The sequence below is a fragment of the Bacillus sp. FSL K6-3459 genome (assembly GCF_038003305.1).
In the GTDB taxonomy this organism is placed as follows: domain Bacteria; phylum Bacillota; class Bacilli; order Bacillales; family Bacillaceae; genus Bacillus; species Bacillus pumilus_O.
Map to the genome: position 1 here is coordinate 39,887 of NZ_JBBOOW010000001.1, position 22,898 is coordinate 62,784.

28 protein-coding genes are annotated in these 22,898 nt (G+C 40.8%); 27 read left to right on the forward strand and 1 reads right to left on the reverse strand.

Annotation, left to right across the window (positions count from 1 at the left end; genetic code table 11):
• The first annotated feature begins 77 nt into the window (after window positions 1–77).
• From MHI35_RS00205 to rsmI, 10 genes are all read left to right on the forward strand, one after another.
• Window positions 78–1,487 (forward strand): aminotransferase class I/II-fold pyridoxal phosphate-dependent enzyme, encoded by a 1,410-nt coding sequence (locus MHI35_RS00205; RefSeq protein WP_211064373.1) that lies wholly within the window; start codon window positions 78–80, stop codon window positions 1,485–1,487.
• Complete coding sequence (gene tmk / locus MHI35_RS00210) at window positions 1,484–2,122, forward strand: dTMP kinase (protein ID WP_058015826.1); 639 nt, start codon at window positions 1,484–1,486, stop codon at window positions 2,120–2,122. The genes MHI35_RS00205 and tmk overlap by 4 nt, the downstream gene beginning before the upstream one ends.
• 79 nt (window positions 2,123–2,201) lie before the next feature.
• Entirely contained in the window at window positions 2,202–2,531 is a 330-nt protein-coding gene (locus tag MHI35_RS00215; RefSeq protein ID WP_012008640.1) for a cyclic-di-AMP receptor, read from the forward strand.
• Between the two features lie 12 nt (window positions 2,532–2,543).
• Window positions 2,544–2,984, forward strand: a complete 441-nt coding sequence (locus MHI35_RS00220; protein ID WP_211064374.1) for a YaaR family protein — start codon at window positions 2,544–2,546, stop codon at window positions 2,982–2,984.
• An 11-nt stretch (window positions 2,985–2,995) separates the two neighbouring features.
• Window positions 2,996–3,985: a DNA polymerase III subunit delta' gene (gene holB, locus MHI35_RS00225; RefSeq protein WP_211064375.1), complete on the forward strand. Its 990-nt coding sequence runs from the start codon at window positions 2,996–2,998 to the stop codon at window positions 3,983–3,985.
• Between the two features lie 2 nt (window positions 3,986–3,987).
• Entirely contained in the window at window positions 3,988–4,815 is an 828-nt protein-coding gene (locus tag MHI35_RS00230) for a PSP1 domain-containing protein (protein ID WP_012008643.1), read from the forward strand.
• A 14-nt stretch (window positions 4,816–4,829) separates the two neighbouring features.
• Window positions 4,830–5,183 carry a DNA replication initiation control protein YabA gene (gene yabA, locus MHI35_RS00235; protein ID WP_003217957.1) on the forward strand — a complete coding sequence of 118 codons (354 nt, stop codon included), beginning with the start codon at window positions 4,830–4,832 and terminating at the stop codon, window positions 5,181–5,183.
• A 55-nt stretch (window positions 5,184–5,238) separates the two neighbouring features.
• Window positions 5,239–5,982, forward strand: coding sequence for a tRNA1(Val) (adenine(37)-N6)-methyltransferase (locus MHI35_RS00240; protein ID WP_012008644.1), 744 nt, complete (start codon window positions 5,239–5,241; stop codon window positions 5,980–5,982).
• Window positions 5,969–6,265 carry a GIY-YIG nuclease family protein gene (locus tag MHI35_RS00245; protein ID WP_211064376.1) on the forward strand — a complete coding sequence of 99 codons (297 nt, stop codon included), beginning with the start codon at window positions 5,969–5,971 and terminating at the stop codon, window positions 6,263–6,265. Before MHI35_RS00240 ends, MHI35_RS00245 begins: the two co-directional genes overlap by 14 nt.
• Window positions 6,243–7,121, forward strand: a complete 879-nt coding sequence (gene rsmI, locus MHI35_RS00250) for a 16S rRNA (cytidine(1402)-2'-O)-methyltransferase (protein ID WP_211064377.1) — start codon at window positions 6,243–6,245, stop codon at window positions 7,119–7,121. Before MHI35_RS00245 ends, rsmI begins: the two co-directional genes overlap by 23 nt.
• A 45-nt stretch (window positions 7,122–7,166) precedes the next feature.
• On the opposite strand, the gene MHI35_RS00255 is transcribed toward rsmI, so the two are convergent.
• Window positions 7,167–7,457, reverse strand: a complete 291-nt coding sequence (locus tag MHI35_RS00255; RefSeq protein WP_087975202.1) for an AbrB/MazE/SpoVT family DNA-binding domain-containing protein — start codon at window positions 7,455–7,457, stop codon at window positions 7,167–7,169.
• A gap of 520 nt (window positions 7,458–7,977) precedes the next feature.
• On the opposite strand from MHI35_RS00255, the gene metG reads away from it, so the two are divergent.
• From metG to MHI35_RS00340, 17 genes are all read left to right on the forward strand, one after another.
• Window positions 7,978–9,978, forward strand: coding sequence for a methionine--tRNA ligase (metG, locus tag MHI35_RS00260; RefSeq protein WP_088000683.1), 2,001 nt, complete (start codon window positions 7,978–7,980; stop codon window positions 9,976–9,978).
• 81 nt (window positions 9,979–10,059) lie between these two features.
• The gene (locus MHI35_RS00265) at window positions 10,060–10,827 is read left to right on the forward strand and encodes a TatD family hydrolase (RefSeq protein ID WP_211064378.1); all 768 of its coding nucleotides are present in this window, start codon (window positions 10,060–10,062) and stop codon (window positions 10,825–10,827) included.
• A 244-nt stretch (window positions 10,828–11,071) separates the two neighbouring features.
• Window positions 11,072–12,274, forward strand: coding sequence for a G5 and 3D domain-containing protein (locus tag MHI35_RS00270; RefSeq protein ID WP_211064379.1), 1,203 nt, complete (start codon window positions 11,072–11,074; stop codon window positions 12,272–12,274).
• A 160-nt stretch (window positions 12,275–12,434) separates the two neighbouring features.
• Window positions 12,435–12,995, forward strand: a complete 561-nt coding sequence (rnmV, locus tag MHI35_RS00275; RefSeq protein ID WP_144523258.1) for a ribonuclease M5 — start codon at window positions 12,435–12,437, stop codon at window positions 12,993–12,995.
• Window positions 12,988–13,866 carry a 16S rRNA (adenine(1518)-N(6)/adenine(1519)-N(6))-dimethyltransferase RsmA gene (rsmA, locus tag MHI35_RS00280; RefSeq protein WP_144523257.1) on the forward strand — a complete coding sequence of 293 codons (879 nt, stop codon included), beginning with the start codon at window positions 12,988–12,990 and terminating at the stop codon, window positions 13,864–13,866. The genes rnmV and rsmA overlap by 8 nt, the downstream gene beginning before the upstream one ends.
• A gap of 130 nt (window positions 13,867–13,996) precedes the next feature.
• Entirely contained in the window at window positions 13,997–14,881 is an 885-nt protein-coding gene (gene yabG / locus MHI35_RS00285) for a sporulation peptidase YabG (protein ID WP_012008652.1), read from the forward strand.
• Between the two features lie 213 nt (window positions 14,882–15,094).
• A complete protein-coding gene (gene veg, locus MHI35_RS00290) occupies window positions 15,095–15,352 on the forward strand; it encodes a biofilm formation stimulator Veg (RefSeq protein WP_003217979.1) in 258 nt (85 codons plus the stop codon).
• A gap of 163 nt (window positions 15,353–15,515) precedes the next feature.
• Window positions 15,516–15,701 (forward strand): small, acid-soluble spore protein, alpha/beta type, encoded by a 186-nt coding sequence (locus tag MHI35_RS00295; protein WP_012008653.1) that lies wholly within the window; start codon window positions 15,516–15,518, stop codon window positions 15,699–15,701.
• 146 nt (window positions 15,702–15,847) lie between these two features.
• Entirely contained in the window at window positions 15,848–16,717 is an 870-nt protein-coding gene (gene ispE / locus MHI35_RS00300) for a 4-(cytidine 5'-diphospho)-2-C-methyl-D-erythritol kinase (RefSeq protein WP_144523266.1), read from the forward strand.
• 55 nt (window positions 16,718–16,772) lie between these two features.
• Entirely contained in the window at window positions 16,773–17,606 is an 834-nt protein-coding gene (gene purR, locus MHI35_RS00305; RefSeq protein ID WP_003217919.1) for a pur operon repressor, read from the forward strand.
• A gap of 36 nt (window positions 17,607–17,642) precedes the next feature.
• A complete protein-coding gene (gene ridA / locus MHI35_RS00310) occupies window positions 17,643–18,020 on the forward strand; it encodes a 2-iminobutanoate/2-iminopropanoate deaminase (RefSeq protein WP_144523256.1) in 378 nt (125 codons plus the stop codon).
• A 225-nt stretch (window positions 18,021–18,245) separates the two neighbouring features.
• Window positions 18,246–18,542 (forward strand): septation regulator SpoVG, encoded by a 297-nt coding sequence (spoVG, locus tag MHI35_RS00315; protein WP_008357439.1) that lies wholly within the window; start codon window positions 18,246–18,248, stop codon window positions 18,540–18,542.
• Window positions 18,543–18,740: 198 nt separating this feature from the next.
• On the forward strand, window positions 18,741–20,111 hold the full coding sequence (gene glmU / locus MHI35_RS00320) for a bifunctional UDP-N-acetylglucosamine diphosphorylase/glucosamine-1-phosphate N-acetyltransferase GlmU (RefSeq protein WP_119124314.1): 1,371 nt from the start codon (window positions 18,741–18,743) through the stop codon (window positions 20,109–20,111).
• Window positions 20,112–20,133: 22 nt separating this feature from the next.
• Window positions 20,134–21,087, forward strand: a complete 954-nt coding sequence (locus tag MHI35_RS00325; RefSeq protein WP_144487636.1) for a ribose-phosphate diphosphokinase — start codon at window positions 20,134–20,136, stop codon at window positions 21,085–21,087.
• 137 nt (window positions 21,088–21,224) lie between these two features.
• On the forward strand, window positions 21,225–21,851 hold the full coding sequence (locus MHI35_RS00330) for a 50S ribosomal protein L25/general stress protein Ctc (protein ID WP_012008657.1): 627 nt from the start codon (window positions 21,225–21,227) through the stop codon (window positions 21,849–21,851).
• Window positions 21,852–21,990: 139 nt separating this feature from the next.
• Window positions 21,991–22,557, forward strand: coding sequence for an aminoacyl-tRNA hydrolase (gene pth / locus MHI35_RS00335; RefSeq protein ID WP_211064380.1), 567 nt, complete (start codon window positions 21,991–21,993; stop codon window positions 22,555–22,557).
• A 55-nt stretch (window positions 22,558–22,612) separates the two neighbouring features.
• Entirely contained in the window at window positions 22,613–22,843 is a 231-nt protein-coding gene (locus MHI35_RS00340) for an anti-sigma-F factor Fin family protein (protein ID WP_003217967.1), read from the forward strand.
• Window positions 22,844–22,898: the final 55 nt, after the last annotated feature.

Sequence of the window (22,898 nt, forward strand, 5' to 3'; positions counted from 1 at the left end):
GAAACCATCTTTCGGTTCACTTATTTGAACGTTATAATAGACATAAGATATCGTTAAAGTGAAAAGGATCGATTTGTTTGAAAACACCTTTATATACAGCGTTAGCAAAACATGCGGAAAAGAAGCCCTATTCTTTTCACGTTCCAGGACATCACAATGGAGATGTCTTTTTTGATGAGGCACGGTCTCACTATGCTTCAATCCTACAGCTGGATGTGACAGAGCTTGAAGGTCTTGATGATCTTCATCACCCGACTGGGGTCATCCAAGAGGCAGAACATTTATTAACTAAGCTATATGGTACAGATCAAAGCTTCTTCCTTGTGAATGGCACAACAGTCGGAAACTTGGCAATGGTGATGACAGCATGCAGCACGGGAGACAAGATTTTTGTCCAGCGAAATTGCCATAAGTCTGTCTTCCATGCGATCGAGCTTGCAGGTGCAACACCTATTCTAATAGACGCTGAGATAGACCCACACTTGCACGTTCCAACACATGTGACCGAAGATACAGTGAGAAAAGCCATAGCAAAACATCCTCATTGCAGGGCAATCATTTTGACTTATCCGAACTACTACGGACATGCAGCTGATTTATCAAAGCTGATTCACAGATGCCATGAAGCAGGTATGATTGTGTTGGTTGATGAGGCACATGGTGCGCATTTTGTATTAGGCGGCGGCTTTCCTCCATCGGCTCTTTCCTATGGAGCGGACGTGGTGGTACAATCAGCACATAAAACCCTTCCGGCAATGACGATGGGTTCCTATCTTCATCTTCAAGGGGACCGAATCGATGCGAAACGTTTGAAAACCTTGCTCACCATGCTTCAAAGTAGCTCGCCCTCTTATCCCATTATGGCCTCATTAGATGTAGCAAGAGCTTATGTCGAGGAGATCAAAGAAAAAGGGACATTGGATGTAATCATGAAAGAACTGACAGAGCTGAAAGATCAGTTCAACCGTCTGACTCACCTTGAAGTGGTTGAGCCTGAATCACTACATTCCGATCCTTTAAAATGTGTCATTCGATCAACAAAAGGACTGACAGGTTACGAACTAAAGCAGGTACTTGAATCAGTCGATGTTCATCCAGAGCTTGCGGACGAACACCAGGTTTTACTTGTGCTTAGCTTAGAACAGAGGAAGGACGTCCCTTTCAAGCAGATCGAGCAGGCTCTTAAGCAAAGTGATTCATTGCTCAAAGGGAAAAAAGATAACCAAAATGATACTGTACCTATTGAGACTGATATACTAAACCAAGACATAGAGGCTGTCCCATTTGAACATGCAGCAGGCAGGGTGAGTGCAGAATCCATTATTCCCTATCCACCTGGAATTCCTTTGATGATTAAGGGAGAGCGCATTGAAAAAGAACAAATTGAGGCGTTAAGCCGTTTGCTTGGTCACGAGGTTCATATTCAAGCAAGTCAGGTCATTCATCAGAGAAAATTATATGTTTATATAGAAGAGGAGACACTATGAGCGGTATGTTTATTACGTTTGAAGGACCAGAGGGTGCCGGAAAAACGACAGTGATACGAAAAGTGTACGAAGAAATGGAACGTCAAGGATATGCAGTGATGGCGACACGCGAGCCAGGCGGCATTGACATTGCTGAGCAGATTCGTGAAGTCATTTTAAATGAAAAAAATACAAAAATGGATGCGAAAACAGAGGCATTGTTGTATGCAGCAGCAAGAAGGCAGCATTTGGCTGAAAAGGTAGAACCGGCATTGCAGCGCGGAGAGACTGTCTTATGTGATCGTTTTGTTGATAGCTCTCTTGCTTATCAAGGCTATGCGAGAGGGCTTGGAATTGACCAAGTCAGATCAATAAATGACTTTGCTATTGATGGCACGATGCCGCAAATGACCATTTACTTTTCCATTACACCTGAGGAAGGGCTCAAGCGAATTCACGCCAATCAAGGAAGAGAAAAGAACCGATTAGACATGGAGACACTGAATTTTCACCAGTTGGTTAGAGAAGGTTATGAACTACTTATTGCGCAATCACCAGAACGATTCCGCGTTGTAGATGCTTCTCAGCCGATGCAGGATGTCTATGAAGAAGTACTTCGAGTGATTCAAGACACATTAAAGAAAAATCAAATATGACCTCATTCCCAATCGTTGTTATAATATAGAGGAAGACATCGGCATGTCACCTGTGCCTAAAACAAAGGAGGCCAATCAAATGAAATTAATTGTTGCCGTTGTACAGGACCAAGATAGTAGCAAGTTGTTGAAAATATTGACTGAACATCAATTCGGCGTGACAAAATTAGCTTCAACTGGTGGGTTTTTAAAGTCTGGGAATACGACTTTTATCATTGGTTGTGATGATGTCCGAGTGGATAAAGCATTACAGCTTATAAAAGAAAATTGCCGCAAACGTGATCAAATGATTGCACCTGTATCTCCAATGGGTGGTAACGCAGATTCATATGTACCATACCCTGTTGAGGTTGAAGTTGGTGGAGCTACTGTCTTTATTCTGCCAGTTGAACAATTTCATCAATTCTAAGGATGGGTTGCTGTGAAAATTAATCAAGATATGCGGTTGCTTTTAGAAAAGCGGGAACTCCAAGGCATTAAGGGAAGCCAAACATCTGCCTCCTTTAAAGCTTCGATGGAGACGCAAAGTGGCAAATTGCGCTTAGAGCAGCTGACGGTTATGCTGAGTGATATCGAAGTGTTCGGTAAAAAGCTGGCAAAGTCACGAAATTTAAAGGACTTGGCTAGGTTTAAAGGACTTGTGAAACGCTTTGTGAAAGAGACAGTCGATAATGGATTAAATATAGAAACATCAAGAAGCTTTGATATTTATGGCAACACGCGTACACTCGCTTTAGTCAAAGCATTAGATGAAAAGTTGATTGAATTAACAGAGGATATGATGGATCAAGAGAAACCATCTATCGATTTGCTTGAACGTATTGGAGAAATAAAAGGTTTATTGATTAACCTTTACACATAGAGAGTGATAACATGGCAATTAGCTGGGATGACATGAATGATTTGCAGCCGCGCGTCATGCGGCTGATTTTTAATAGTATTGATAAAGACCGACTTGCGCATGCCTACTTATTTGAAGGAAAAAAAGGGACCGGTAAGCAAGATGCTGCGATGCTACTAGCAAAGAGCTTTTTTTGCTTGGAATCAGGAGTGAAACCGTGTGAATCCTGCCAAAATTGTAAGAGGATTGAGTCAGGAAACCATCCCGATTTACATCTCATGCAGCCTGATGGTCTATCAATTAAGAAAGCGCAAGTACAGGCATTGCAAGAGGAGTTTACAAAAGCAGGTGTGGAATCTCACCGAAAAATGTATATCATTCTTCATGCGGACAAAATGACGGTTAACGCTGCGAACAGTTTATTGAAGTTCCTAGAGGAGCCTAACCGGGAAACGATGGCAATTTTAATTACTGAGCAATCGCATAAAATGCTGGATACGATCATTTCAAGATGTCAGATGCTTAGCTTTCAGCCACTGCAGCCTCAATCCTTGGAGCAGCAGCTATTACAAGAAGGCGTATCTCAGCATCTTGCAAGGCTTTTGTCGAATTTAACCAACAATTTAGCAGAAGCACTCGAATTAAGTCGAAATGATCAGTTTGCAGAGTCTAGAGCGAAAGTGATAAAATTGTATGAAGTCTTACACCAGCGAAAAGAACATGCATTTTTTTATATACAGGATCAATGGATGCCTTTTTTCAAAGAGAAAGACCTTCAAGAAACAGGTCTGGATATGCTTTTATTTATATATCGTGATGTATTGTCGATTCAAATAGGAAATGAAGATAAAGTCATTTATCAAGACTTATTCCAGACAATGAAGCAGCATGCGCTGCATTCCACACAGCAGATGGTGACGAACCAGATCCTTGCTGTATTAGAAGCGAAAAAGAGACTTCAATCCAACGTGAATGCCCAAGGGCTGATGGAGCAATTGGTGTTGATGTTGCAGGAGGGATAAGCTTGTACAACGTAATTGGTGTTCGCTTTAAAAAAGCGGGCAAAATCTATTATTTCGATCCTAATGGATTTCATATAGAAAATGATAGTTGTGTCATTGTAGAGACGGTCAGAGGAGTTGAGTACGGGCAAGTGGTCATTGCTAATAAAAAAGTAGATGAACATGATGTCGTTCTTCCTCTGCGTAAGGTGATTCGTGTAGCAGATGAAAGAGATCGGCTCATCGTTGAGGAAAACAAAGAAGCAGCGATGACAGCCTTTGATACATGTCTTCAGAAGGTAAGTGAACACGGTCTTGAAATGAAGCTAGTTGATGTTGAATTTACATTTGACCGAAACAAGGTCATCTTCTACTTCACAGCAGATGGCAGAGTGGATTTCCGCGAGCTAGTGAAGGATCTTGCATCGATCTTCAAAACAAGAATTGAACTTCGCCAGATTGGTGTAAGGGACGAGGCGAAAATGCTGGGTGGCATAGGACCTTGCGGGCGAATGCTTTGTTGTTCGACATTCTTAGGAGACTTTGAACCAGTATCCATTAAGATGGCAAAAGATCAAAACCTGTCGCTAAATCCTACAAAAATTTCAGGGCTTTGCGGCCGTTTGATGTGTTGCTTGAAATATGAGAACGATGAGTATGAAACGGCGAAAGAACAATTGCCGGATATCGGTGAAACGATTCAGACATCTAGTGGCTCTGCAAAGGTAGTAGGGCTCAACATTTTAGAACGAATTTTGCAAGTTGAATTAACCGGGCAAGAAAAAGTGATAGAATATACTTGGGAAGAATTATTACAAGAAGGCGTTGTATCTGCACAAACAACTGAGTAACGAGGTGTGCCACCTTGGATAAAAAGGAACTATTTGATACGGTAATCAATTTAGAAGAACAAATCGGTTCTCTTTATCGCCAGTTAGGTGATTTGAAAAATCATATCGGTGAAGTGATTGAAGAAAATCATCAACTGCAGATGGAGAATCAGCACTTGCGTGAACGTCTAGATCAGTCCGATCGGGACAAATCGTCTGAGACAGAGAATGATTCTGCTCAGAAACCAGGTCATTCTGATATAGGAGAAGGTCATGATAACCTGGCTCGGTTATATCAGGAGGGCTTCCATATTTGCAATGTACATTATGGGAGCATACGTAAAGAGGGAGACTGTTTGTTCTGTCTGTCATTTTTAAATAAAAAATGAGAAAAGGCTTCCGCTGAATCGGAAGCCTTTTTCACAGGAAAAGAAAGGATACATCATGGTTTCGTTAAGAGAAGATGAACGATTAGATTATTTGCTCGCCGAAGATATGAAGATTATTCAAAGTAAAACGGTTTTCGCTTTTTCATTGGACGCAGTCTTATTAGCAAAATTCGCGTATGTGCCCATTCAAAAAGGAGAGATCATTGATCTTTGTACAGGAAATGGCATTGTGCCATTGCTGCTTTCGACTCGATCTAAGGCTTCCATTACTGGAGTTGAAATTCAAGATCGGCTGTTTGATATGGCAAAAAGAAGTGTGGCGTATAATCAACTTGAAAAGCAGATAGAACTGATTCATGGTGATCTGAATGATATGCCAGCACGCTACGGCAATCACAAAGTAGATGTCATCACATGTAATCCGCCATATTTTAAGACACCTTCTAAGGAAGAGATTAATGAGAATGAATACTTGGCCATTGCTCGGCATGAAATTCATTGTACATTAGAAGATGTCATTCGCGTTTCTTCTACGCTTCTGAAGCAAGGAGGGAAACTAGCGATGGTTCATCGACCGGGCCGGCTGCTTGAGATTGTGGAATTGATGAAGAAGTACCGAATTGAGCCAAAAAGAATTCAATTTGTTTATCCCAAACAGGGGAAAGAAGCCAATACCATCTTAGTAGAGGGGATAAAAGATGGAAAACCGGATCTGAAAATTCTCCCGCCTCTTTTTGTTTATGGAGATGATCAAGAGTATACAGAGGAAATCAGGACGATACTGTATGGAGAAGCATAATCATTATTTCTATGTATTGAAATGTGCAGACGGCAGCCTATATGCAGGTTATACAAATGATTTACAAAAAAGACTGACGACCCACAATAGTGGAAAGGGAGCAAAGTATACAAGAGCCAGACGGCCGGTTGAACTGTATTATCATGAATGTTTTGCAACCAAAAAAGAAGCCATGCAGCAAGAATATCGATTCAAAACGTGGACACGGAAAAAGAAAGATCTTTATATAGAAGAAATGCGTATTGAAAAGGAGGCGACACATGAACACACAAAAAAGCTTTGATGGTCAATCAGATATGGGGATTCTATATCTCGTCCCAACTCCCATTGGCAATTTAGAAGATATGACGTTTCGAGCCATACAAACATTAAAAGATGTAGACTATATTGCCGCAGAGGATACAAGACAAACGAAAAAACTTTGCCATGTCTATGAAATTGATACGCCATTAACGAGTTATCATGAGCATAACAAAGACAGCAGCGGTCACAAGTTGATCGAATGGTTAAAAGAAGGAAAAAACATCGCACTCGTGAGCGATGCTGGTTTACCGACGATTTCTGATCCAGGTGCTGAAGTGGTCCGAGACTTTACTAATATCGGCGGTTATGTCGTTCCATTACCTGGAGCAAATGCTGCACTTACAGCACTCATTGCATCGGGGATTACGCCGCAGCCATTTTTCTTTTATGGATTTCTTGATCGACAAAAAAAGGAAAAGAAAAAACAGCTTGAAGCTTTGAAGAAACGTCAAGAAACCATCATTTTCTATGAAGCGCCTCATCGGTTAAAAGAAACGCTGACTTTGATGAAGGAAGTGTGGGGTAACCGGAATATCGCCATTACGAGAGAACTAACGAAAAAATTTGAAGAGTTTATTCGTGGAGATTTAGAGTCTGTGCTGACATGGGCGACAGAAAATCAAATCCGAGGTGAATTCTGTCTTGTCTTACAAGGGAACGATCAAGATGAAGAAGAGCTAAATGAAGAAGTTTGGTGGAAGTCCTTATCAGAAAAAGAACACGTGATCCATTACATAGAAGAAGGATTAACGTCGAAGGAAGCCATTAAGCGTACAGCCGTCGAACGTGGTGTACCCAAACGTACCATATACGATGCTTATCATATTGAACAATAAAGAAAGGTTCTTGCAAACGGTGCAAGAACCTTTTTTATATCAAACTTATTTTTGTGATTGAAGTTGGTTTTGGATTTCGTTAATGATTTGCTCTGCACCTTCACGGCTAAGAACTAATTTACCATTAGCAAGTTTAAGGTTATCGTCTGATACTTCACCTGTAACTTGGCAAGTCATGTTTGGTTTATATTTTTTTAGGATAATTTTTTCATCATCAACATAAATTTCCAAAGCGTCTTTTTCAGCAATTCCTAGAGTACGGCGAAGTTCGATTGGAATCACCACGCGCCCTAATTCGTCAACTTTACGTACAATACCTGTAGATTTCATCTTCATTCTCCTCCCAAAGAGTTCTTATTCTTAATATAATATTATCTTCGTCATTATTCGACAAATTCCTTACATTCATAGCATAACAAGGTTTCCATAAATCGTCAATCATTTTGTTTACTATTGTTTGTAAAATATGACTCTTAAAGTCAAAAGACCTTGAAACTACTGATTTATAAGGATTTTGAAGCTGTTTTCTAAGAAAATATAAGAAATGACGAACTCAGATTAACAAGACTTTTGCCCTAAATTAGACAATTGTAAATCTGGAAATAGATTTCATACGACAATATTCGACAAAATGTCGACAGGTTTGTCGTTTTTTTCGAAAAACTCATCTTTTTCGATCATTTCAACTTGTTCTATGTATATATGCTTGATCTTAAAGGCTAAGATGGTATCATAGAGAAAGCACAAGTGCAAAACTTAATAAATGGATCTAACACATTTTCATGTAACGATAATAACCGCTCTCGTCCATTGGGCGGGAGTTTTTGACATTTACACACACGCAGGAGGTCCCAACATGCCGGAAAAGAAAAAAACGTTCTATCTGACAACACCTATTTACTATCCGAGCGGAAAATTACATATTGGACATGCTTATACGACAGTAGCAGGGGATGCTATGGCTCGTTATAAACGTCTTCAAGGCTATGATGTGATGTATTTAACGGGTACAGATGAGCACGGTCAAAAAATTCAGCAAAAAGCTGAAGAACAAAACATCACACCGATCGAGTATTTAGATCCGGTCGTAGCAGACATTCAATCACTATGGAAGAAACTCGACATTTCCAATGATGATTTCATCCGTACAACAGAAAAAAGACATACGAAAATCATTGAGCAAGTGTTTCAAAAGCTACTTGATCAAGGTGATATTTATTTAGATCAATATGAAGGCTGGTACAGTATTCCGGATGAGACATTCTATACGGAAACACAGCTTGTGGATGTTGAGCGCAATGAAAAAGGAGAAGTCACTGGTGGGAAAAGCCCTGACAGCGGACATCCTGTCGAATTAATTAAAGAGGAATCATATTTCTTCCGTATGAGTAAGTATGCGGATCGTTTACTAGACTATTACGAAAAGAATCCAACGTTCATTCAGCCTGAATCAAGAAAGAATGAAATGATCAATAACTTCATCAAACCAGGTTTAGAGGATTTGGCTGTATCAAGAACAACCTTTGATTGGGGAATTAAAGTTCCAAACAATCCAAAGCACGTCATCTATGTATGGATTGATGCGTTGTTCAACTATTTAACTGCGATTGGTTACGGAACTGATCAGGATGAAAAATATAAAAAATATTGGCCTGCCAACGTGCATCTCGTAGGGAAAGAAATTGTGCGTTTCCATACGATTTATTGGCCAATTATGCTGATGGCACTCGATCTGCCGTTGCCGAAACAAATTTTCGCACACGGCTGGCTACTGATGAAAGATGGCAAGATGTCTAAATCAAAAGGGAACGTAGTAGATCCGGTCACATTAATAGATCGCTACGGTCTTGATGCCCTTCGTTATTACCTCCTTCGTGAAGTACCATTTGGTGCGGATGGTGTGTTTACACCAGAAGGATTCGTGGAACGTGTAAACTATGACCTTGCCAATGATTTAGGTAACTTGCTTAACCGTACAGTTGCGATGGTTCAAAAATATTTTGACGGGACATTAAGCAGCTATAAGGGTCCAGTTAATGAGTTTGATGAGGAGCTGAAAGCAGTAGCTGAGCAAACAGTCAAAGCCTATGAAGAAGCGATGGAAAACCTTGAATTCTCGGTGGCTCTTTCAAATGTTTGGACATTAATCAGCAGAACCAATAAATATATTGACCAGACAGCTCCTTGGGTGCTGGCAAAGGACGAATCAAAACGAAAAGAGCTGCATTCTGTCATGTATCATTTAGCAGAATCATTGCGCATCACGGCAGTGCTTTTAACGCCTTTCCTAACGAAAACACCTGAGAAAATCTTCTTCCAGCTTGGCATTGAAGAAGAAAAGCTTAAAAGCTGGGATAGCATTCTATCTTTCGGTGCGATTCAACAAGCGACGGTACAAAAGGGAGAGCCTTTGTTCCCGCGTTTAGAGGTTGAAGAAGAAGTAGCATATATTAAAGAGAAAATGCAGGGAAGTGCACCAAAGGTAGAAGAAGAGAAAATAGAAATAGAAGAAACAGAATTACCTGAGCTGGGAGAAGAAATTGCTTTTGATGATTTCTCAAAAGTTGACCTTCGAGTCGCACAGGTGCTGGAAGCAGCCCCAGTGAAAAAAGCAGATCGTCTCTTAAAGCTGCAGCTTGATTTTGGATTTGAAAAGAGACAAATTGTTTCAGGGATAGCCAAGCATTATCAACCTGAGGAGTTAGTAGGGAAGAAGCTCGTCTGTGTAGCGAATCTCACACCAGTTAAACTCAGAGGGGAAATTTCCCAGGGAATGATTTTGACTGGAGAGACTGGTGGGAAATTGCAGGTTCTTGAAGTGGATCAATCTCTAGCAAATGGAACAAAAATTTTATAAATCAACAAAGGTGTTCCACGTGTAACATTTCGTCGAACACCTTTTGTTTTTTAGAAGAATTGTCGAAAGGAGAAATCAACGATGTTATTTGATACACATGCCCACTTAAATGCGGAACAATATAATGAAGACTTAGAGCAGGTGATCGAAAGAGCGAAGAGTGAAAAAGTCGAAAAAATCGTGGTGGTAGGGTTTGACCGCCCGACAATTACGAGAGCGATGGAATTAATTGAAGAGTATGATTTCATTTATGCAGCCATTGGCTGGCACCCAGTCGACGCCGTTGATATGACAGATGAAGATTTGCTATGGATCAAAGAATTATCTCAACATGAAAAAGTCGTTGCGATTGGAGAAATGGGTCTCGATTACTATTGGGACAAGTCGCCAAAAGATGTGCAAAAAGAGGTCTTTAGACGCCAAATTGCTCTTGCGAAGGAAGTGAATCTTCCAATCATTATTCATAATCGTGACGCAACGGAAGATGTCGTGACGATCTTAAGGGAAGAGGGAGCAGCTGAAGTTGGAGGGATTATGCATTGCTTTACTGGTAGTCTGGAAATCGCAAAAGCGTGCATGGATATGAACTTTTATATTTCATTCGGTGGACCTGTGACATTTAAAAATGCAAAAAAACCGAAGGAAGTTGTTAAGGACATACCAAGTGACCGGCTTTTAATTGAAACAGACTGCCCATACTTAACGCCAGCGCCATTTAGAGGGAAACGTAACGAGCCGAGTTATGTGAAATATATTGCAGAACAGATTGCGGAGTTACGAGAAATAAGCTTTGAAGAGCTTGCTGAATTGACCACAAAAAATGCAAAAAAAGTTTTCGGTATAAACTGACAGTATATGATGTCAATCCTTGTTTAAGCTTGTCCATTTGTGAAACATAACGAAAATGTTCTACACGTTTACGCCTCTTCATAGGATAAGTTGTCGATAAGTCTTTCTTCCCTTCCTTCCATTAAACTCCCATAATAGGGGTACAATCGAGCATTTTTGTACAGTGGGTGGAAGGGTTGACAGGTTTTGAGATACTCTATATAATCTCTCCGAGGAGAAGGAGGCGTTTTTCATCGTACAAAAAATGAAAAATCTGTTTTCTGTAAAGCTAGGAAAAGGCAAGGTTTTATTACTAGTTGTTTGCTTGCTTTTAGCTGGAACTGGGACGGCTTACGGTGCGCATGAGCTCACTAAGCAGTCTATTACCATTTCAATCAATGGTAAAGAGAAGACAATTCGTACACATGAAGAGACAGTAGCACAGCTGCTTTCAGACCTTGGAATAAAGACCAAGGCGGAGGATCATATCTCTCCAAGTCTAAATACAAAGATTGAAGACAACATGAACATTGTGTATGATGCGGCTATACCGGTTCATCTGACCCTAGATGGGAAAGAGAAAACGATATGGACAACAGATCAGACGGTTGGAGCATTATTGAAGAATGAGAAGATAGATATTGGGAAGCACGATCAAGTAACTCCAGGAAAGAATGACAAGATTAAAAAAGATATGGATCTTGTGGTTGAGCAGGCCTTCCGGGTCAGCGTAAATGATGGAGGAAAAGAGAAAAAAGTGTGGACCACTTCGACTACGGTCGCTGACTTTTTAAAGCAACAAGAGCTGAAGCTCAAGAAGCACGATAAGATCAAACCTGCGTTACATAGTCATATAACTAAAAAAAGCGCAGATATCCAGATCACTCGGGTGGAAAAAGTCACCGATGTAGTGGAAGAGAAAATTGCTTTTGATACCAAACATAAAAAGGATCGTTCTCTTGAAAAAGGAAAAGAGAAGGTGCTTAAAAAAGGTGAAGAAGGTAAATTGAAGAAGCACTATGCCATTGTGAAAGAAAACGGCAAAGTGGTGTCTAAAGAATTGATTAAAGAAGTGACTGAAAAAGATAGCAAGGATCGTTTAGTGGCCATTGGTACACAAGAGTCCCAAAAAGAGCCTAAAGCGACACCTGCCGTTTCAAGAAACAATGAATCGTCAGGAAAAGAATTTTATGTGACGTCGACAGCTTATACAGCGAGCTGTGCTGGATGTACCGGCAGAACGTCAACAGGATATAATTTAAAATCAAATCCAAGTGCAAAGGTCATAGCAGTTGATCCGAGTGTCATTCCGCTAGGCTCTAAAGTGTATGTGGAAGGCTATGGATATGCCGTTGCATCAGACACTGGATCTGCTATAAAAGGGAATAAAATTGATGTGTTCGTCCCAAATAAGTCGGCAGCTTATCAATGGGGAAATAAACGAGTGAAAATTAGAGTACTCAAATAAACACATCAAATCATTTATATGAACAGAGGGCTTTGCGCACCCTCTGTTTTTTTGGTTATAATAGAAGCACTGTTTTCTAATTAATTAGACGCAAAAACAACATAAAAGGTTTCGTTTTTTAACCAAAAATTGTTTATTGTTTTTGCAAGCGGAGGAATACATGAAAATCAAAGAAATCATTGTGGTGGAAGGTCGTGACGACACTGCGAGAGTGAAGATGGCAGTTGATGCAGATACGATCGAAACAAACGGATCAGCCATTGGCGATACAGTTATTCAACAAGTGCGTCTTGCTCAGGAGACGAGAGGGGTCATTATTTTAACTGATCCTGATTTCCCTGGGGAGAAGATCCGGAAAACCATCGCAGAAGCGGTTCCTGGCTGTAAGCACGCATTTTTGCCAAAACATCTTGCGAAGGCGAAGCGGGACAAAGGAATTGGCGTCGAGCATGCTTCCTTGGATAGTATTCGGGAATGCCTTGCCCATGTCCATGAGGAAATGGAAGTAACGGAAAGTGACATTACAATAGATGACTTATTTGACGCAGGCCTTATCGGAGGCGAATCATCGAAACGTCGCCGCGAGCGACTAGGTTTGCTTTTAAATATAGGATATACCAATGCGAAGCAGCTGCATAAGCGCCTTCACATGTTCCAAATAACCAAACATGATTTTATTGCGGCCTTAAAGACCGTCATGCAGGAGGAAGCCGATGAATAAAGATATAGCGACACCCATCAGAACGAAGGAAATACTGAAGAAATACGGTTTCTCTTTTAAAAAGAGCTTAGGGCAGAACTTTTTAATTGATACAAATATACTTGATCGTATTGTCGATCACGCAGAGGTGACGGATGAGACCGGTGTGATTGAGATTGGACCTGGTATCGGTGCATTGACCGAGCAGCTCGCTAAGCGTGCAAAGAAGGTCACCGCTTTTGAAATCGATCAGCGGTTATTGCCCATTTTAAACGATACGCTTTCTCCATATGATAATGTGACGATCATTCATCAAGACGTACTAAAGGCAGATGTGGGAAAGGTCATTGAGGAAAATTTCGCTGACTGTAAAGAAGTGATGGTTGTCGCGAACCTTCCATATTACGTGACGACACCGATTATTATGAAGCTGCTTGAAGAAAACCTTCCATTGAAAGGGATAGTGGTCATGCTGCAAAAAGAAGTAGCAGATCGTATGGCCGCTGTTCCGTCATCAAAGGAATACAATTCGCTTTCTATCGCAGTTCAATACTATACAGAAGCGAAAACAGTGATGGTTGTGCCTAAAACGGTTTTCGTTCCACAGCCAAATGTCGATTCAGCTGTGATCAAGCTGACTGTTCGTGAAACGCCCGCTGTATCAGTAGAAAATGATGAATTTTTCTTTCAATTGATTCGTGCGAGCTTTGGTCAGCGCAGAAAAACGTTGATGAATAATCTCATGAACAATTTACCTGATGGAAAGCAACATAAAGCGATCATTGAAGAAGCACTTCAAACAGCAGACATTGATGGAAAGCGCCGCGGCGAGTCATTATCCATTGAGGAATTTGCCCGTTTGTCGAATGTTCTACAAAAAGCCCTGTCTTAAGGGCTTTTTTTGTTTTTCACCACTTCGCTTGTTCGGGCATAGGCTAGAAAGAACAGCATATATGAAAGACGAACATATTTAGCGCAAGACGATACCAACAGGATATGAGCCTGATTGTGGAGTGAAAAGCATGCAATTTCAAATAGGAGATATGGTGACAAGGGCATCCTATCAAATGGATATTTTGTTTCGAATCATTCGAATTGATGAGACCGATCAGCACGAAGCCACCGCCATATTGCATGGGAATGAAGTGAGGCTGATTGCTGATGCCAAGTTGTCAGATCTCGTCAAGGTTCAAAAAGAGGAACAGCTGACTAGAGAGAAAAATGACGAACGAAAAATCAATGAATCGCTGGACTTATTAAGACAGGATTATCAGTTGCTGCGGGAAAAACAAGAGTATTATACGTCAGGACAATATCAGCATCAGGAGCAGTATTTTCACATGCCTGGAAAGGTCCTTCATTTAGATGGAGATGCTTCATACTTAAAGAAATGCTTAGATGTATATGAACGAATTGGTGTACCTGTGTATGGGGTGCATTGCCATGAGAAGAAAATGCCAAGCATGATTGACTCGTTAATTGATCAATATCGACCAGATATATTGGTTATCACAGGACATGATGCGTATTCCAAGCAAAAGGGCGGTGTACATGATATCGGTGCCTATCGTCATTCTCGTCATTTTGTTGAAACGGTTCAAAAAGCCAGACGAAAAATCCCTCATTTAGATCAGCTTGTGATCTTTGCTGGTGCCTGTCAATCTCATTTCGAATCATTGATCCAAGCAGGTGCTAATTTTGCGAGCTCGCCTTCCCGTGTGAATATCCATGCGCTCGACCCCGTTTATATTGTTGCGAAGATCAGCTTCACTCCATTTGTAGATCGAATCAACGTGTGGGATGTGCTCCGTAATACATTAACAAGAGAAAAAGGCCTCGGAGGCATCGAGACGAAGGGTGTTCTAAGGGTAGGTATGCCATATAAAAGGGACCATGAATCGACATAACCCGACTGATTTCAGTCTGGTTTTTTTTATGTTCAAAAAGAAATTGCAAAAGGATACATAATTCACCGGAATTTGAGAAAAATAGGGAGAAGAAAAGGTAGAAGTTTGTCAAAATTATTTTGTTGACAATGGCTCGTGTTGGTTGATATAATTTAATTTTTATTTGACAAAAACGGGCCGTTGTTGTATAATTATCTCAGTGAGGTGGATGCAATGGCGAAGACTTTGTCCGACATCAAAAGATCGCTTGATGGTAACTTAGGTAAACGTTTGACGTTAAAGGCTAACGGGGGCCGCCGTAAAACAATTGAGCGTTCGGGCATTTTAGCTGAAACGTACCCTTCTGTATTTGTGATTCAATTAGATCAAGATGAGAATTCGTTTGAAAGAGTTTCTTATAGTTATGCAGATATACTGACTGAGACGGTCGAATTAACATTCGATGATACCGCTAGCTCAGTCGCCTATTAATGGGCAGTGAACTTTTTGTTTACTGCTTTTTGTTTTGCCTTTTTTTCTGAATGGGAGTCTGTCCATTTTTTGAAAGGGGTAAAAGAAAGGATTCGATACAAAATAAGAAAGCCACCCAAGCGGTGGCACTGATTCGAATTCTCGACTAAAGGGGCTGTTTCGTTTGGGTAGACGCCGAGGCATTATGTCAGATGAGTTCAAATACGAGCTGGCGAAGGATCTTGGATTTTATGATACCGTCAAAAATGGAGGCTGGGGAGAGATTCGTGCGCGTGACGCAGGGAATATGGTCAAACGTGCCATTGAATTAGCTCAACAGCACATGGCTCAGGATGAGAATCAACGATAGAAAAACGGTCAGGGATACCTCAGGTGTCTCTGGCCTTTTTTGATGAAAAAGTCAGTGTGCTCGGTGTAAAAGCCTATATTCATCAGATCCATCAAATGTGATACAATATTGATACTTATGTTTAGATGGAGAAGTAGGTGAAATGTTTGCGTATTTTAGAAAAAGCACCGGCAAAAATTAATCTCTCACTTGATGTTCATGGAAAAAGACCGGATGGATATCACGAAGTGGAGATGGTGATGACAACAATAGACCTTGCAGATCGACTAGAGCTGACGGAGCTGGACAAGGATGAAATCCGTGTATCATCTCATAATCGATTCGTGCCAGATGATCAGCGTAATTTGGCATATCAGGCGGCTAAATTACTTAAAACAAGGTATGGTATTCAAAAAGGTGTATCCATTGTCATCACAAAAACAATTCCAGTTGCAGCAGGTTTGGCTGGAGGCAGCAGTGATGCAGCAGCAGCACTTCGCGGCTTAAATCGTTTGTGGAAGTTGAACCTCACGTTAGATGAACTAGCTGAGCTTGGAGCGGAGATCGGCTCAGATGTGTCCTTTTGTGTACACGGAGGCACAGCACTAGCGACAGGACGTGGAGAAAAGCTGAAGCATATTGCGACACCGCCGCATTGCTGGGTGATTTTAGCGAAGCCGGTGATTGGGGTATCTACAGCTGAAGTCTATAGACAATATGACGCAAGCAAAGTAGATCACCCGAATGTAAAGCGTATGATTGAAGCGATTGAAGCGAAAGATTATAAAGAGATGTGCGGCTCGCTCGGAAACGTTTTAGAGTCTGTGACATTAAAGATGTATCCAGAAGTAGATATGATCAAAAGACAGATGAAGCGTTTCGGTGCTGACGCTGTTTTAATGAGTGGGAGCGGCCCTACAGTATTTGGCTTGATTCAATATGAATCGAAGGTACAAAGAATATATAACGGACTGAGAGGATTTTGTGATCAAGTATACGCTGTCCGCATGATCGGCGAACAAAATGCCCTTGATTAAATCCGTATATTAAGTTATATTTATCATAAATTATTCGGGTTCTGGGGGTAAGTTCATGAAGTTTCGTCGAAGCGGCAGATTGGTGGACTTAACAAATTACTTGTTAGCCCACCCGCACGTACTAGTACCGTTAACTTTTTTTGCAGAAAGATATCAATCTGCGAAGTCCTCCATTAGTGAAGACTTAACGATTATCAAACAGACCTTCGAACAGCAGGGGATAGGCACATTGCTTACTGTACCTGGTGCTGCTGGCGGAGTGAAATATATTCCGAAGATTCACCTAAAAGAAGCAGACGACGTAGTAAACGATATCGGAGAAGCTCTATCAACTCCTGAACGTGTGCTTCCTGGCGGTTATTTATATTTAACCGATGTTTTAGGTAATCCATCAATCCTTGCGAAAATCGGTAAGCTATTTGCGACCATCTTTGCAGACCGTGCGATTGATGTCGTCATGACTGTTGCGACAAAGGGTATTCCTATTGCCTATTCTGTTGCGGGTTATTTAAATGTGCCGGTTGTGATCGTTAGAAAAGATAACAAGGTAACTGAAGGATCAACAGTAAGTATTAACTACGCGTCAGGTTCGTCTAATCGCATACAAACCATGTCACTTGCAAAGCGGAGCTTAGATAAAGGGTCCAATGTCCTGATCATTGATGACTTTATGAAAGCTGGCGGAACCATTAACGGCATGGTGAATTTGCTTGAGGAATTTAATGCAAATGTTGCAGGGATCGGTGTTCTTTTAGAAGATGAAGGCGTAGATGAACGTCTCGTTGATGAATATGTATCGCTTTTAAAGCTTTCAACTATTGATATGAAGCAGAAGATCATTGAGATCAATGAAGGCAATTTCCACGAGTTTTTTCATTCGAAAGCTTAAGAATTGAAAACATGTAGTTGAATGGGAGAGATTGATATGACAAAAGTTGTTCAAACCAAACATGCACCAGCAGCCATTGGACCTTACTCTCAAGGAATTATTGTCAATAACATGTTTTACAGCTCCGGGCAGATTCCATTAACGGCAGATGGAGACTTTGTAAATGGAGATATTAAAGAACAAACTCATCAAGTGTTCCGTAATCTTAAGGCTGTACTTGAAGCAGCAGGTGCTTCCTTTGAGACAGTCGTGAAAGCAACAGTTTTTATCAAAGATATGGAACAATTCGCAGAAGTAAATGAAGTGTACGGTGAGTATTTCCATACACATAAGCCAGCTCGTTCTTGTGTGGAAGTAGCAAGACTTCCTAAGGATGCACTCATAGAAATTGAAGTGATTGCATTAGTTAAGTAAACAGGCAATCTTAACGAAAGCCGTTTGGTTTTATCATATGCAGGAAAAGACATCATCATGATGTCTTTTTTTCACGAAGAGAATGTAAGCGCCGTCACTAAAATGACAAAAAATGTATAAATATCCCGATATTTCAAAAAAAGTTTAAAAAAAGAGCAGGAGAATCACCACAATCGTTGAATACCTAAGTAATGCTTTTATATTGGGAAAAGGTGGTGAACTACTGTGGAAGTTACTGACGTAAGATTACGCCGCGTGAATACCGATGGTCGCATGAGGGCGATTGCATCCATCACGCTGGACCACGAATTTGTTGTTCATGATATTCGTGTGATTGATGGAAACAATGGCTTGTTTGTTGCAATGCCTAGCAAACGCACGCCTGATGGAGAGTTTCGCGACATTGCACATCCAATTAATTCAAGCACTCGGGGTAAAATCCAAGATGCTGTTTTAAATGAGTATCATCGCTTAGGTGAAGAGGAAGAGACAATTGAATATGAAGAAGCTGGAGCTTCTTAAAGATATGTGAACCTAAAAAGACAGCTTTAAGAGAAAATGAATGTTTTCTTTTAAATGCTGTCTTTTTTGCGTTTTTTCTCTTGTTCCTTATGTCTCTCATTCATTAGAAAATTAATGCACTTCCTCTTGTATCCTTGAAATCAGTCCTTATTTAGGATATATTTTTCTATGGATAATAGGGATATTGGAGGCCAATCAATGGATAAGCGGTTCGCAGTGATTTTAGCAGCGGGAAAAGGAACGAGAATGAAGTCAAAGCTATACAAAGTACTTCATCCAGTTTGCGGAAAACCAATGGTCGAGCATGTGGCAGACGAAGCGTTAAAGCTTTCTTTAGCCAAGCTAGTGACAATTGTCGGTCATGGAGCAGAGGACGTCAAAGAGCAGCTTGGAGACAGAAGTGAGTATGCACTTCAAGAAGAACAGCTGGGAACAGCACATGCCGTCAAACAAGCAAAGTCGTTCCTTGCGCAGGAAAAGGGAACAACCATTGTCATTTGTGGTGATACGCCATTATTGACAGCGGAAACAATGGAAGCTATGTTGAGCGAGCATCAAAAACATCAAGCGAAAGTCACTATTTTAACAGCACGTGCGGAAGACCCGACAGGTTATGGTCGTATTATTCGTGATGAAACCGGTGCTGTTGTGAAAATTGTGGAGCATAAAGATGCGAATGATGCGGAACGTCAAGTGAATGAAATTAATACAGGGACCTATTGCTTTTCAAATGAAGATCTCTTCCGTGTGATTGAGCAAGTATCGAATGAAAATGCTCAAGGTGAATACTATTTGCCAGACGTCATTGAAATTTTAAAGAATGAAGGGCAAACAGTTGCAGCGTATCAAACTCCGCAATTTGAGGAAACACTTGGAGTCAATGATCGTATCGCTCTATCACAAGCAGAGCAATTCATGAAGCGACGTATTAATCATCAGCATATGAAAAATGGTGTGACCTTGATTGATCCTGAGAACACGTATATTTCACCTGATGCAGTGATCGGTGAAGATACAATGATTTATCCTGGGACGGTCATCAAAGGGAATGTGAAAATCGGTGCAGACGCCATTATTGGGCCAAACACTGAAATTGTTGACAGCATCATCGGAGACCGCACAGTGATTAAGCAATCTGTCGTCTGCGATAGTGAGGTTGGAGTCGATGTGACAATTGGACCGTTTGCTCATATTCGCCCGTTGTCGAAAATTGGCGATGAAGTGAAAATCGGGAATTTTGTCGAAATCAAGAAAACGGTTTTCGGTGATCGCAGCAAAGCATCTCATCTTAGCTATATTGGAGATGCAGAGGTTGGAACTGATGTAAACCTTGGCTGTGGATCGATTACAGTCAACTATGATGGGAAGAACAAATTCTTAACGAAGATTGAAGACGGCGCATTTATTGGCTGTAATTCAAATCTCGTGGCACCAGTCACTGTCGGAAAAGGGGCATATGTTGCAGCTGGTTCAACGGTTACAGAAGATGTACCGCAGGATGCATTGTCTATTGCTAGAGCAAGACAAGTCAATAAAGAAGATTATGTGAAAAATATTCATAAAAAATAATCCAAATACCCGGAGGTTTACCATGTCTAATCGTTATGCTGATGCGAATTTAAAGATCTTCTCTTTGAATTCAAACCCTGAACTTGCTAAAGAAATTGCCGATCGTATCGGAGTTGATGTAGGAAAGAGCTCTGTTAAACGCTTTAGTGACGGTGAAGTCCAAATCAATATTGAAGAAAGTATCCGCGGCTGTGATTGTTATGTCATTCAATCCACTAGTGCGCCAGTGAATGAGCACATTATGGAACTACTCATTATGGTAGATGCACTAAAACGCGCTTCTGCGAAAACGGTTAATATTGTGATCCCTTATTACGGATATGCACGTCAAGATCGTAAGGCAAAACCTCGTGAGCCAATCACTGCGAAGCTTTTTGCGAACTTACTTGAAACAGCAGGTGCTACACGTGTCATTGCACTTGATCTTCATGCGCCGCAAATCCAAGGTTTCTTTGATATTCCAATCGATAACTTAATGGCTGTGCCAATCTTAACAAACTATTTCGAAGAGAAAAACTTGAATGATATCGTCGTTGTGTCTCCTGACCACGGTGGTGTGACACGTGCGCGTAAAATGGCAGATCGCCTGAAAGCACCAATCGCCATTATCGACAAACGTCGTCCAAAGCCAAACGTTGCTGAAGTCATGAACATCATTGGTAACATTGAAGGCAAAACGGCGATTCTCATCGATGATATTATTGATACAGCTGGTACTATTACACTTGCTGCAAATGCACTTGTGGAGAATGGAGCGGCTGAAGTCTATGCTTGCTGTACTCACCCAGTATTATCTGGACCAGCAGTAGAACGTATCACAAACTCTAAAATTAAAGAACTAGTTGTGACAAACAGTATTCACTTAACAGATGACAAGAAAGTTGGAAAATTCATTCCGCTTTCAGTTGGGCCTTTGCTTGCAGAAGCCATCATCCGTGTACATGAAGAAGAATCTGTGAGCTACCTTTTTAGCTAATTTTCTGTTTGAAAAAGGCCCTAGGCATCCGCTTAGGGTCTTTTTGCTATCATCATTCACGGTAAATAGGTTTAAAATGATTCGGTTATGGGTAATTATGAGAGTAGTGACAAAAAAGAAATAGGATGGTGCTGAATATGGCAACTTTAAAAGCAAATAAAAGAACTGATTTCAAACGTTCCACACTGCAAAAAATCCGTCATTCAGGACACGTTCCTGGTGTCATATACGGAAAAAATACAGACAACCTGGCTGTTTCACTAGACAGCATCGATTTATTAAAGACCTTACGTGATGAAGGGAAAAATACAATTATCACACTAGACGTGAACGGTGAAACAAAATCCGTGATGGTCACAGAATTACAAACAGACCCGCTGAAAAATGAGCTTGTCCATGCAGATTTCCAAGTAGTCGACTTACAGCGTGAAATTGAAGCGGATGTACCTGTTCAGCTGATTGGCGAATCTAAAGGAGTTAAAGATGGCGGTGTGCTTCAGCAGCCACTATTTGAACTATCCATTACAGCGAAACCAAAAGATATCCCTCAGCATATAGAAGCAGATATTACAAACTTAGAAGTGAATGATGTCCTAACAGTCGCTGATTTGCCTGTTCAGTCATCATATCAAGTGAATAACGATCCAGAAGAAGTCGTGGCATCCATTTTACCGCCTCAGCAATCAGAGGTTCCTGAACCAGATAGCGAAGAGGAACCAAAAGAACCTGAGGCCATTAAAGAAAAGGATAACGATGGAGAATAACTGGTCATTTAGAGACGTAACCCTCCCGCGGTTGCGTCTTTTGTGCTAGAATGAAAAGAATTCATACGTTTTACATGAGGCAATCCTATTGGCTCATTTTTTAGGCGTGTGCTTTGTGACAAAGGAGGTTTTTGGTTTCATGATTGCATTTGTTGGATTAGGTAATCCAGGAAAAGAATATGAAAAAACAAGACATAATGTCGGGTTTATGACAATAGATGAATTATCGAAAAAATGGGACATCCCTTTAAATCAATCAAAGTTCCATGGACAATTTGGAACAGGGTTTGTTTCAGGGCAAAAGGTTCTACTTGTAAAGCCGCTTACATATATGAACTTATCAGGAGAATGCGTGCGTCCGCTAATGGATTACTATGATATTCCCCTTGAACATTTGAAAGTCATCTATGATGATCTTGATTTGCCAACTGGCCGAATTCGTTTGCGTACAAAAGGAAGTGCAGGCGGACATAATGGAATCAAATCGTTGATTCAGCATTTAGGGACACCAGAGTTTGACCGATTCCGTATCGGTATAGGACGTCCTCAAAATGGCATGAAGGTCGTCGATTACGTGCTAGGACGCTTTTCTGAAGAGGAGCAGCCAGATATCGCATCAGTCATTCAGGCGTCTGTCGAAGCTTGTGAGGCGGCTTTAACAAAGCCATTTTTAGAAGTGATGAATGATTTTAACAAAAAGGTATAAGAATGATAAGCAAAGCACATACTGATCATAAAATCTCAGCATGGGAGGATCACGTATGGCTTTGCATTATTACTGCCGGCACTGTGGTGTAAAGGTTGGCAGTCTAGATGAATCTGCTGTTCAAAGTGAAGCACTCGGATTTCATCACTTAACAAATGAGGAAAGAAACGATATGATTTCTTATAGGGAAAATGGTGATTTACATGTACAAACCATTTGTGAGGATTGCCAAGAGGCGCTCGAAAGAAATCCTGATTACCATCAGTATCATACCTTTATTCAATAAAAAGCTTTGGTGTAGATAATAGACCAAAGCGTTTTTCTGTTTTAAACAAGCAGAG